We start from the raw sequence: 13,195 nt of genomic DNA, 5'->3' as shown, positions 1-13,195 counted from the left end.
CAAAAAGGCCGGTGGCGAGATCAGGCAGCGGCAAGGGTGACTTGATGCACCATTCCGGGTGTAGCAAAAACGATGAGTCCAGTGGGGGTACCTGTAATCTCCATGTACGCTCGGACTTGCCTCTCGTAATGAGCAATAGCTTCTGGTCCGGGTGCGACATCGCTTTTCCAATCGATCACCACTTCTGCCGAGCCGTCCGCACTAAATGCTATGGCGTCGGCAACGCCTGTGGTGACATGCTCTTTGCCTTCAACAGTCTTCGCGGAAAAAACACCGAATTCTGGCACCAGGCGGTCACGTACCGCCGCAACTGCTTCCAGCGCTAGCGCCCGCCTTGTCGTCGATGCAAGTTCAAGTGATGAAAGGCCCTTACTGGGATCGTCGAAAGTGGCGACTCCCAGCATTGCGGCAAGTGCTTCAACGCGGGTTGTCAATGCGTGGACATCATCCAAAGTTTCACCCGTCAAAACCTCCTCCAACAGTTTATGCAAAACCAGTCCGCGTTCGCGCCCACCCTGAACTGGATATGTAGTCAGACCGCTGTCATTGATTTTTCCAGTTAGCGAGGCAACAACCACGACGGGTGCTTCGACCTGGATCAATGGTGTAGCCGGATCTTCGTTCCTGCTGGGTGAAATCCACGCAATTTGTCTCTTCAGGGCTGAAATGGCTGCAGCTTCTTGACTAAACACATCGCGCGTCTGCAGGTTCTGCGTCCCTTCGGCTGTTGGGGCGAGAGGTGGAATTTCTTGCGGAAGATCGTAGTTAGGTAGGTTCGGTAGCCCCAAGTCCACCAACGCAGCCCAGGAGGTGCTGCCAGCTACCACGTCCGAACGAGGAACAATCATCAGCTCCCGGGCGCGAGTGGATGCCACGTACCAAAGCCGCACTCGCTCCCTCTCCAGCTCGTCCTTTTCTGCGGCTACAACCGTGTCATGGCCCGTGGGAGCGACGCCTAGCACTGGGCAGTAAAGAGTATTAGTGCCTCTAACGACCACGTCCTTGTCTGGCGCTTTCACCAATGTTGTCGCATTGATGGGGATGACCACTGGCCATTCCAACCCCTTGGCCGCATGCATGGAGTAGAGCGCTACCGACTCTTCTTGAGCATCTGGGCGGCCCTCAACCGCGCGACTCTCATCTTCCCAAGCCGCAGTCATGGCCTCGGAGAATGCCGCCAGGCCGCGCACGTCGTATGCACGGCTGAAATCCAGGAACAGATCAACGTTGGCTAAGGAACGCTCTGCCTGTCGGCCACAGCGTTGAATTAGAGCGGGGCGGACTCGGAGAGCGTCCACAGCCTGGGACAGCAGGTTGTGGGGGGTCGTGCCGCGGGCCATTTGCCTCAGCGCTTGAAGCGTGCGGAGGACTTCTTGAACAAGCGGCGGCTCCACGCGCTCGACATCTAGACGAAGGCTGAGCGCCGGTAGTTGATCATCGGCGTCGCGTAAGCTCCAGATGATATCTAGGAGTTCTTCATCGGGAATGCCTACCAGAGGACCGCGCAGAAGTGCGCCTAAGGCAAGGGTGTCACGGCTGTCAGTAAGCACGCGGGTAATTGCGAGCAAATCCTGAATTTCTTGGCGACGAAATAGGCCTTTTCCGGCCTGAGTTGCTACGGCGATGCCACGGTCTTCAAGGGCCTGCTCATACCGCCAGAGATCTGCCCCCGTGGGAGCCAGCAGCGCAATATCGCCAGCCCTGCAAGTTCGGCCTTCGCGAGTGTCAGGGTCGACGATTTGTTCGCGGCCAATTAGAAATTCGCATAGATTTGCTACTGCCTCGGCTTCGGCATCCCTTTGTTCAGTTGCGGAAGCTCTTCCCTGCTCGTTGGCAACAGTCACGTCCAATGCGGCGACGGAAAGACCGTTTTCGCGCGCAGGGTGAAACGAATCCAAAGCTGTAAAACCAGGCTGCCCCGCTGCTGTAAGCGGTCCGGAAAATTTCTCGTTGACGTACTGCAGAATGGGAGCGCAGGAGCGGAAGTTCACGGAGATGGAGACGACGCTCGCCGCATCTTGCTGCTGGAAGGCGTCTCTTGCCCACACGTAGGCATTGACGTCAGCACCTCTGAATCTGTAAATGGCCTGCTTGGGATCGCCAACTAAGAACAGGGCACCCCGACGAATGCAATAGCGCTGCCAATCCCCATCGGCAACGCCAGTAGGAGGAGAACCGCAAAGTCGCCAAAAAATCTCCGTTTGGACGGGGTCTGTATCTTGGAACTCGTCTACGAGTACGTGTCGGTACCTGTCGGCAAGTGCCGCACGCACCATAGGATGCGCGCGCAGGAGATTACGTGCCGAGCGCAGAAGGTCGTCAAAATCTAGCAATGCAGCGGAACGCTTGTACTGTTGCATTCGCTCCACCGCCGGTTGTAGTAGAGGCATAAGGTCGTGAAGCGCTTGACAGGCAGCTCCCGCCAATAGGTCACTCCAAGTTCGGCCGCAATTTTGGTGCAGTGCTTCTGCCTGCGTATTGAGTGCTTCGCCATCGACCTTGGAGCGACCCACTGCCTTCGCTGCGTCCACCCATTTTCCCTTGAACTTGTAAACCTTGAAACTTCCATTCGCTGTACATAGTCTGGAATCGGCAGTCGAAATTACGATGGCCACCAGACCAGCTGCCGACTGACTGTCAAGCTGCTCTACGTCGGCAGCCATGGTCGCGAACATCGTAGCGAAGCCGGCGGTATTCTCCTCTACAAAAGCAGCAGTAGTAATGAAGCTGGAGTAGGCGGCTGCTGCTGCCTGGAAGGCGGACAGCAGACCTGCTAGTGACGGTGCCGCAGGAGCTTGCAACCCTTCGTTCTCACGTTGGTGCTTGACTATGACATTCACAAGTGCGACAGCTTGGCCTGGGTTGGCCATTACCAGTTCGGCCAGCAGGCCATTAGCATCCCCATTGAGCTGCTCTCGCAGCCATTCCTGTACGATTTCAATGAAGACCAGTTTGGCTTGGTCCGGGTCCATGACGGAAGCACCAGGGTCAATATTTGCCTCGACAGGATAGGGTGCAATGAGACGCTGGCAGAAGCCGTGGATCGTGGAGCAGGTAATGTCATCAATAAAGGCATCGGCCGCGGCAAGGTGCTCCAGTTGTATCTCAGACAACTGGTCTGGTATCACCAGGCGCAGCTCTTGCGGAATGTTCCCTTGACGAAGGCGTGCAACGAACTCTCGTACACGAAACAATAGCTCGCTGGCAGCAAGCTCGGTGAATGTCACTGCTGCGATACTTTTTGGTGCGATTCCCTGTACGATCATCATCGCAATGCGGCCGGCAAGTACCGCCGTCTTTCCTGACCCGGCACCAGCCTCTACAAGTAGCGTACGGTCATGAGCCATAAGTGCGGCGCGGCGTGCCTCGACGTCTATAAGAGCTTGTGTGGCCACTTAATTTGCCTCCCATACTTCAGTTGCCGCGCCAAGCCGCTGCAATACTGCAGGCATCTTGCGAACGCAATAGCTGCTACCAGCATTTGAGGGCAGAGCGAATGCCAGGTCGTCGTAGTCACCGCCCGCAGCCACCCCTGGTACGGCACCGCCGGATACAAGGTTGGCACGAGCAGTTACCAGAAAGGTCTGCAACTGTGCCAGAGCCGATGGAGTGTCATCCAAGGACAGTTGTTGTTGCGCTCGTAGGTATAGTAGTGCAGCGGAAATTTGAACATTTGCGCCCAAGAGCTCCCGAACAGCAAAGGCGTAAAGACAGCGTTGTAGCTCTTGCCCCTTGTTAAACACAATGGCGTCTTTCGGCACTTTTCCTGTCTTGTAATCGTAAACGCGTGCTAATTGCGTGTCGGCATCGATGTCGAGCCGATCGATATACCCACTAATTTGGAAGCCAGTAGTCGGAATTTCTACGGCAGCGGCTGCGTCCCAAGGGAGTGGGGCATCAGTCCTTAAGACAGCACCTCCGAAAGGAATCTCACTGAAGGAGCGCCAGGCCTCAACGTTCGTTTGTGTCGCACCCATGGCATATAGCGCGAGTTGCTCCACCTCCAGGAGAGTGTGCCGCCATAGCAGTCTCGGTGGAATAGACCGCAGGGCTTCCCATGAGGTCGATACCTGGTGGACTGCCGCTCGAACCGCAGCTGGCATATCGGCTGCGCCTCCCCTTTGCGCATTTGCCATCAGCCTTTGAAGCGCGACATCCAATACTTCGTGAACGAGATTGCCGAAGTCCAGTGCATCCAGCACAAGCGGTTCCGCGGCACTCTGCGGAGTCTTAAGTCGTAGGCCGTACTTCCATACGAAACCCAGTGGATTGCGCAGTAGTAACGATAAAGAACTTGCCGACTGCAAACGCTGCAGAACCGTAAGAGCCATAGGGTGGTCTTGGCGCAAAAGTCCGTCGTTCGCCGTCAGCTCTGTACTCAGCCAGTTGCGCCAGCATTGGATTGCTAAAACTGCCTGAGGCTGCTCACGATACTCTGCCCCTCGCGCAGCTAGACGGTCAGTCTCGCTGTATGCGTGCTCTGCGACTCGATGGCGGCGAAGGTAAATGGGCTCGGGCATTCCCTGCAGCAGACCACTTCGACCAAGAAGTCGTCCATCGCTGTCACGCCGAGAAAATGATAGTACGACATTGCACTCGGTAGTCGCCAGGATGGTCTGAAAATCCCTGCGATCGGCCTCCGCAGCAGGAAGGGGATCGAGCAGAGCTCTTGGAACAATGTGGTCCGATAGGAGCCGATCCTCCGAGAGGCGCCGGGGCCACCGGGAGCTGTTCAATCCCAGCAGTCTCACGTGCCGCCGAGGCGATGCGGCCAAGTAGCTTGCCGGCATAAACGCAACGCTAGCGCAAGCCTCCAAGCCATCGTCTTCTCGCATTGACTCCAACGTCAAATCGAGTGAGGCGGCCGGGCCGGCGATAAGGGCCTTACGCCATATCACCAACGGGCGGCCTCGCAGCAGCGCTTCACCAACCACGGCGGCGGCATCTATTCCCTGCAGGAGCATATTCACCACTGCTCCAAGGTCAGCCGTACGGTCTGCACCACTCGGCCAGCTGGACGCTGTTAGGTTTGTGAGCAATCGACGCCAAGATTCTGGCGATGACAGTGGTGCATCCTTGGGTAGCACCTGTAACCACTCGGAGGGTAGCTCCGCCAGAAGTCCGCCTGAACCTGCAACATGAGCAGCCAGTCGCCTGAGCTTACGTTGAGAAATACCCCTGAGAAGGATGTCTGCCAAAGCTGCCACCGTTTGGCCGTCGCGGCTGGCGGTTATCTTAGTGCCGTGTGCGAAATGAAGTTCCAGGTTTGCGTCCGCACGCAACGCCAGAAAGTGATCATCAAACTCGCCGGGCGATACCGATGCTATGGCAATGTTAGAGGGAGACACACCTCCTGTGGCCATAAGATGCCGGGCCCAACGCAAGGCTTCAATTGCCTCGTGGAGTGCGTTGGAGCCACTTACGACATTAATGTGGGGGTTACAGCGTGGGAGAGTGATGACTTCGACCCCACAGCCCGCCAACCAGGTAGGAACGGACCTAGCACCGGCCACCCAGGTCACCTTTGTAACCTTTGCGAGTTCGACCAACAAAGGGCGCCAGCAGGGCTCAAGTTCCGTCATGCCTAGAATGTCGATGGTTCCTAGCACTTTGGGAGCGCAGTCGACTCGCACCAGAGCCGCAGCGACCAGCTCGTTGGGGCGTTTCATGCTCGCCGGCAAACCAGCGAGGACGGCCGCCTCAAGAGCAACCATAGACACTAAACGTGGATGACCGCCGTCGACTTGAAGATGAATCTGCGCAGTCCAGATCTTGCGCAGACTATCTGCACAAGCATCCACCATACCTGGTAGAAGCTTAATTGCGTTGAGTTCACCCAGATCAGTGGACGGGAGCGCTGCCTGAATAGCCGGACGCAGGGACTCGTCATCAATAGCTTGGTGAAAGCCCCCGGCAAGGCGGCATGCCAACTGCTCGATAGTCAGAACTTGCATGCCGTGCTGCCGCTGCCTCGCCGCAGCCAGCCGTAGTTCGCGAGCCTGTAGCCTCCCAAACACAACCTTCGTGTGACGCATTGGTGTGTTCATATCTCCCCGCCTCTTTCTTGTGGTTATGCCTCCATAGGGGGGAAGCTTGTTCTGAGAGAGGTTACTTCAAACTCTCCTATCTCCCCTGCGTTGGACAGACCAGCCGGCCTATTTTTTTTGCACGGCCATCCTGCGCTCCGCCTCTTCCGAGGAAATTACGCTATTGCCTTTTAGATCTTGAAAACCCATTAATTTCCACGACGAATATGGCGGAGGCGACCCTATCGGAGCATTCGCCAAAAAAACGATCTTTACGTTCTGCTTTTTATACTCAAAGATTTTGGTCACGAAAGGTGGGCGTGGCTTGTCGAACTCCGTTGACTTGATCCGATCAGGTTTTCCATGCCTCGCAATCACTTGGCCTGGATCAACGGTCGGCAATTCTTTTGTCTGTCCGCACACGCAAAGCAAGCTGAACGCGGCTGCACCTAGAAAACGCTTCACTTGTATGCAATTCTTAAATAAAAATCGACTATTAGTATCAAACAAATGTGGGCCTAGTCTTTGTGGAGATGTAGCGGGTTAACCCCTCCTCCATTTAGGGGAGAAGTAGACGGCCTGCGCAGATATCAGCGATTGATATTTTTGGTGAGAGGTTTTCTGGAGAGTTTCACTGCGTGCTAAATGCCTTAACAAGGCAATGCGCTTTCAGTCGTGCATGCAAGCGGGTATAACCATCCCAAATCAATAGTTCAAGGGAGATTTCTTGGCGTACCAGCTCCGGCGTGTTTACGCCATCAATATTTGGGCTCCCAAGCTGGGGCAGTGTTCGGCTCGCATTGCCAGTCTGGACTTGCGCGGCGGCGTCCTGGCTTTAGGAGCCAATGGAGTGGGGAAAACCACTATGTTGCGCATGATTCCCATGTTCTACGGGGCCACGCCCCAACAGATCTTAAAAGGAGCCCACCGCAACTCGATGGTTGCCTACACGCTGCGCGACCCGAGTAGTGCCATGGTTTTCGAGTACGAGCGGGAAAGCGAAGACGATCTGCGCTGCGTAGTCATGTATTGCCTACCTGGAGAGGATTCCCCGCAGTTCTATTTACTGCGTACAGGCTTCGATGAGAGCTTCTTCGTGGACGAGAATGGGGAATTCGTCACCCGTGAAGAGTTCAAACCGCGCATGGAAGCCAGCGGCCAGCGCGTTTCACCGGCCTTGCGCATGCATCAGTACCGCAGTGTGATCCTTCGGGATCGTGCGATCACCAAAGAGGCGAAGAAGCTCGGATTGTGGGAGTTAGCGACAGAGTTTTCATTGGGACCCGCCGCGCTGCATAACCTGGACCACATTGCAGTGGCCATGGCCACCGAGAAAATCTCCTATCGGGACTTGCTCAACATCGTTTTCGACCAAGTCACAGACCACACGGGATCAACCGGCAGTGAAGAAGGTATCCCACTCAAGCAAGGCCGCGACGAGGTGTCTCGTTGGATCGAGGCACGCCAGCACATGGCCAGCTTGTTGACCAAAGAACCGGAAGTGCAAAAACTGCGACAACGCATTGTCAGCATCAAGGATCTTGATCGAAAACTGTGCACCTTGCACGTGGCGGTTAAAGCAACAATTGAACAGCTTCTGGCCGCGACGAGGGAAAAGAGTGCCACGAAAACGCACCTTGGCGAGGAGTTCAACGCACAGGTCACCCAGCGTGACAATCAAATCGAAAATCAATCTAACGATGTCAATAAGCTTATCGCCGCACATGAGGAACTTAAGTCGACACTCTCGGCGGATGAAGGCCGCCACACCCACTTCAAGAAGGAACTCACCGATGAAGTGCTGGCTCTCCACGAAAAAGCGCCGCAAATAAAAGACCAGCATGGCGCACTAAGCCAGCAATTGATCCATCTGCAAAATGCATCATTGGATGCCATCAGCCGGGCCCAAGCTCGCGCCCGCACAATAGAGGCTGCAGCCCATGAGTCAGGAAAGAGCATTGGAGCGCAGCGTGAAAACTTGCTGCTTGGAGATAAGGACCAACAGGACAAGCTTAATGAGGATGAATTGCGCTCCTTGCATGCGCTACAAGCGCCGGCTCGAGCCGGAGAAATCAAGCAACAGACCCTGCGTCTCACACGCCAGGAGGGAGAATTAGGTGCTCGCCAAAAGAATCCTCAAGGCAGCAACGAGACTCAGAGCGCGATGGCAACCGCCGATGAGCAGTGTCAGGCCCTCGAACGTGACATGGAAACCAAGGACCAAGCCGTTGCCAGCGCCCGTCACCAACACGGCCAAACCAAAGCCGAGAATGACGAAGCCTTGGGGAAAGTCGCCCAACTAGAGCAACTCGTTGGGCGCGCACGCGAAAAATTGCAGCAACTGCAGGCTCGGCTGGAGCCAGATCCAGGAACACTCATGGCGTTCCTGCGAGAACGGGAGGCACATCACTGGGAACCTGTAGCCAAAGTTCTGAATGAGGAGCTCTTGTCCAGAAAAGACCTGCGGCCTGTATGGACTGAAGAAACCCCGCCCGCGACAGATCGAGTGCAGGTCGGTGGATTGGACCTGGACGTCTCGCCTGTTTTCCAGCCTGATTGGGTCAGCATGGCTGGCTTGCGTAAGGAAATCGGCCAGCAGCAGGATGCGCTAGTCACACTCGGCGGCCAGCTCCGGGATGCAGAGTCCGAAGCCAAAAAATCAGGTAAGGCATTGGAAAAAGCAGAACTGGCCTTGTCCGCTGCAGGTGCGCAGTATGCGTTGACCCATGAGGCGCTCAAGAATGCGCGCAACAACCTGCTTGGACTGCGTGAACTCCTGCGTGACGAGGTCAAGGCGGCGGGAGAAGCGACAGTTCTGGAACTGACCGCGCTTCAGGAGCAGCTCGCTGCCTTGAATGAGGAAAGTCAGAAACTGGCTCAGCAGTTGGAACTTCGCCAGCAGCAAACTCGGGAGGATTTCCAGAAGAGACGCCAGGTAGTGAATGATGAACTGGACCGCCTCCTGAAAGGGCTCAAAGACCAAGGAGAGAAACTGGAAGCTCAGAAAGAAAAGGACCTGAGAACCGTCCAAGAAGATCTGCGGCAGGAACAGAAGACCTTGGGAATCAACACCGAGCGCATAGATGAACTTAAAAAAGAAGAGGGGCAGCTCCTCTCAGCGCTGCAGCGCATAGCCGAGACCGCTGCGGTTTTGCAGTCATGGAAGACTTTTGAGGCCGACGTGATCCCCGGACTGCCAGCTAGAAAGAGGGAGCTCCAAGTCAAAACTGATGAGATTCGAACCAGGTCAGCGGCCACCACTAAGCTTCGGGAGGATTTGAAAGCCTTTAAGGAAGAACACGCGAAAGATATCGAGGAAATGGACCAAGAGATCTTGCGCATCGACGGTAGCCGGCACCGGCTCGCGACTCTGCACGGGCACGAACTCAAGGACTTTATGGATTTTGTTTCCGCATCGTTGCAAACCAACTGGAATCCGGCCGATTTGGAGGCCAGGGTCCGCGAATCCCTTGGTGAACTGGAGGCCAGCGGTGAATCCCTTCGCATGGAGTACAAACTATTGCGCGGCGAACTCCTGCGCCATGGGGGCGCACCTGCCGATTGGCTTGAGCTACGGGAGCGTGATCTGCCCGATGAGCAGACAGTACGTCCGCATCAATACCTCGCTCTTCGTGCCGACTTCGTCAGCCGATGGTTCGAGCCTGCGGAGCACGGAGAATACCTGAGCCAGCTCAATCATGAAATGAAAGCTATGTTTGGCAAGGTCAGCGGTTTCATCCGCGACATCAAGGCACTGGAGAGCAGCATTGACAGCTTCAACTCGAAGCTTCTGAAAGCCTTGGGGCAAGTCACTGCCTTTGAAAGCTTCGGGGAGCTACGGGTAGAGATCCGCTCCCGCGTAGGAAAGCTGGAGTTCATCAAGACCCTGGAACAGATCGAAGACAGAGCGCGGGCGCTGTTCGGTACTCGAGTCAGTTTTGTGGCGGGTGATCGGGCATTGCCCAGCGAAGAAGATACCAACCTCATGCGCGCCTTTCGCGACAGCCTGCAGACCGATAGCGGTTTTAGGGTAAATCTGCGTGAACAGGTGGAGATGATTTGCTACCTGCGCGAGAACAAGAACCACCACATTATCACCAACCAGGAACAGTTCCAGGCGGTCTCCTCCAACGGGTTGACGGCCCTGATCACTGCCATGTTTTTGATGGGCTTTGTGCAGATGGTTCGCAACGACGCGCCGGTCTACATGACGTGGCTTACTGATGAAGTCGGGCGTTTCGACTCCGAGAACATGCAGGCCTACCTTGATACGTTGCAGAAAGTGAAGATCAACGTTGTATGTGCGGCCCCTACGGCAGACCCTTCTATTGCGCGGCATTTCAAAACGGAATGCATTTTTGAGCCGGACGGATCGATCCTGACCGCATTGACCACAGAGGAAGGTGGAGCATGACCTTCCTGACATCAGCCCTCAAGAAGCTCGCCCAGGGCGAATTCATCTGCACTCAGCGCTTTCCTGACGAGTACGACGCTTTGAGCAACGAACTAGACCAGAAAGCGGCAGAGGAGTGGCTGGCCGCCATCGGCTACCGACTGGCCAGGCTCTCTGACGAGGGGGCATTCTTCATGGCTCATTCGACGGTCACTGCCGAAATGCGGACGCAGCTGCGTGAAGAGATGCGCATTATCCGCAAGGAGATGCATCCCTATATCGGAATACTGGAGGCCATCCGCCAGTCCCAAGGTCGCGACCCTCGAGTGCATGCCGGTGACATGCTCTACGTGTCCGAGATAGCCGAAGAAGCTCGGAAGTCGACGATGCTGGAAAACCGTATCCAAGAAATGCGCTACATCAGTCATGCCAAGCTCGACGACAAGACCCCCCAGCGTATCCAACGCATGCTTCAAGAACTTGAAAACGCCGGCTATCTGGATCAGACTCAAGAGGCCAGCGGCGGATACCGCATTACCGGAAAAATTGACTATCTATACCAGATGATCGCCTTCATCACTGCCAACGCCCCCCAGTTGGCGGAGACCGAGGGGGATCGCGCGGAAGGCGCCCAAATTCGGCTGGATGGCAAGTCGGCTAGGGAGGGCGCGTGAGCAGCCCAATCAAGGATGCCCTGCAAACCCTTTCAAGACATGCCGATCTTGTCTCGGAGGGACTAGAGCGCCAGCTCGACACCCGAACAGGAACGCCGGCCAGTTCAATCCTAGCGCTGAGACAGGCAAGCGCGCTGCGCCCGGCGGGCGAGGACGGCTACCGCCTTCACCCGCGCCTGCGCGAATATTTGTTCGATCACCTGCAGATGTACCCTGCCTATTCCGATCTTTCGGAAATTGGCTCCAATGTGTCTCGCCTCAAGTCCTTGTGGATACAGATAGAAGACATGATCTCGGCCGGTGAGGGTGAGGCAACCATGCGGCTACGCGAGGCTCTGCAGGACACAGTGTTGGATGTGGCTGACAGCTTGGACCGCAACCTTCTCAAGCTACAGAATTTGCTGAGCACCAGTTACGGCAACGTGAAGACCCTTGCCGCAAAGAAGAGCCAGAACAAGTGGTATCAAGAGCAAAGCTCTGCCTTGATCATGGATTTGGCCAGGCTCTCGACTGTGGGATCTGACATTGCCCGGAATGCCTCGGTCATGAGCCTCCACGAATTGACCCGGTTCATTCGTCGCAGCCTGCTCGCCCGCATGAGCGCTTGGCAGCATGGCCTAAGCGAGATGCAGACGCGCATGCGCAACGAAATATTTCGCACTCACCAGGTGGAGCTCAATCATCGCCAGCTAGCCCGCCTAGACATGCTGATGCGCCAGCAACCTGGCTGGACGGGTGTGGAGGTCGATCTGGAAGGAGTGATTCCAGACTTTTTGCTGCGGGCCGGGCTCCCAGCCATCACCCCGCACGTTGAACCGTTTGATGGGGATGCCGATGTACAACGAGCTTTAGAGGAATGCGCGCGCAGCCTACCACCAATGTTGGATCGTCCGCCGCCCGCAGAGGCGCCCAAAAAGGTCAAACGACTGGTGGACACAAAGATTCGGCCACCTAAGACGCCAGCGATGCTCGCCGCAGAGCGGCTGAACCAGCATGTTCGGCAAGCGACCGATGCCGTGAGCGTTATGCAGTGGCGTAGAACCGATCCTGATGCCATGTCCTTGCCACCCAATGTGTGGCTAGTATTCGCAACGCTCGACCTGCGCTCCAGAAGCATCGACGTCACGCCGCTAACGCCCTATGTTCCCACCACTTACAAGGTTCGGCGCCGGGATGTGTTCTTTGACGCTATGGCGCGAGGACCGAAGTGCCGAGAGGTCAAGACGTGAGCAACAAGGTTAATTTTCTGCGCCGCCTCATTGCCGATCAGGCTGCCAGCCGTTCCAAGTCCGGGATAGCTATGGTCGTTCTGGAAACAGAAGGCATCGGTGTGCTGCGGGGCAGCCGAATTCTTTACACCGCCCAAGATTACGAGCGGGCAGCCAATATGCTCACCTCCAGAGGGCATGACGTACAAGCTCCTGTCGGTGTATATACGCGAGGGCAGGCTCCTCGTGGAGCCTCGGAAAAAGCGGGCGCATTGCGTGTCACTGAGAATCTGGTTGCTGTCTCTACGCTGAACATGCCAGAAGTACCGGTTCCGACAGGGACCTTCATGGCCACGTCCCTGGAAGATGCGTTGTTGTTGGCTTACGATGCAATCCTGGTGGTTGAAAATCTGGAGCCAATGCTGCAATTGTCCAAATATAAATGGCTGCAGGTCTTCACTAAAGATCGAAGGATACTGGCTCTCTACCGCGGGGCCCCCACCTGGTTTCGCACCGAAGTAGCGGCCAAATTGATCAGAGACGATACACGACCAACGCTGGCCTTCTTTGATTTTGATCCAGCAGGGCTTGCCATGGCCGCCATCTTGCCGCGCCGGCAAGCCTTGTGTCTTCCGCCATGGGCGTCTCTTCAGGCACGAGTCCTCGAACAAAACCGCCTTAACCTCTTTGCCCAGTCTGTGGGCCAATCAAGAACTCAGTTGGATCGTTGCAAGGATCCAGACATAGCGTTGGCGTGGTCTCGAATGAAAAAACTTACGTTGGGGTTGGATCAGGAGCACTTTCCATCTGAAGATAATTGATCATTTATTGGGTGCAGCGGATAGCTCAGGACCCAACGAGCGCGGTATCCGAAAGCGAAGGTAATCAGACGTA

6 protein-coding genes are annotated in these 13,195 nt (G+C 55.9%); 4 read left to right on the top strand and 2 right to left on the bottom strand.

Going from position 1 to position 13,195, the window contains the following annotated elements; genetic code table 11:
• Positions 1 to 20: 20 nt before the first annotated feature.
• Positions 21 to 3,395, bottom strand: a complete 3,375-nt coding sequence (locus ACXJKE_RS12935) for a UvrD-helicase domain-containing protein (protein WP_457281012.1) — start codon at positions 3,393 to 3,395, stop codon at positions 21 to 23.
• Positions 3,396 to 4,331, bottom strand: a complete 936-nt coding sequence (locus ACXJKE_RS12930) for a PD-(D/E)XK nuclease family protein (protein ID WP_457281011.1) — start codon at positions 4,329 to 4,331, stop codon at positions 3,396 to 3,398.
• A 2,422-nt stretch (positions 4,332 to 6,753) separates the two neighbouring features.
• Between ACXJKE_RS12930 and ACXJKE_RS12925 the strand changes: the two genes are divergently transcribed.
• From ACXJKE_RS12925 to ACXJKE_RS12910, 4 genes are read left to right on the top strand one after another with little or no spacing between them, the layout of a single operon-like run.
• Positions 6,754 to 10,440, top strand: a complete 3,687-nt coding sequence (locus ACXJKE_RS12925; RefSeq protein ID WP_457281010.1) for an ATP-binding protein — start codon at positions 6,754 to 6,756, stop codon at positions 10,438 to 10,440.
• Positions 10,437 to 11,093: a hypothetical protein gene (locus ACXJKE_RS12920; protein ID WP_457281009.1), complete on the top strand. Its 657-nt coding sequence runs from the start codon at positions 10,437 to 10,439 to the stop codon at positions 11,091 to 11,093. Before ACXJKE_RS12925 ends, ACXJKE_RS12920 begins: the two co-directional genes overlap by 4 nt.
• Entirely contained in the window at positions 11,090 to 12,322 is a 1,233-nt protein-coding gene (locus ACXJKE_RS12915) for a hypothetical protein (protein ID WP_457281008.1), read from the top strand. Before ACXJKE_RS12920 ends, ACXJKE_RS12915 begins: the two co-directional genes overlap by 4 nt.
• Positions 12,319 to 13,122, top strand: coding sequence for a DUF7281 domain-containing protein (locus ACXJKE_RS12910; RefSeq protein WP_457281007.1), 804 nt, complete (start codon positions 12,319 to 12,321; stop codon positions 13,120 to 13,122). The genes ACXJKE_RS12915 and ACXJKE_RS12910 overlap by 4 nt, the downstream gene beginning before the upstream one ends.
• The last annotated feature ends 73 nt before the right edge of the window (positions 13,123 to 13,195 follow it).

This window comes from Polaromonas sp. P5_D5, from assembly GCF_054049435.1.
Note: the sequence above shows the minus strand (reverse complement) of the source record. Positions and strands in the feature narration are given on the sequence as shown.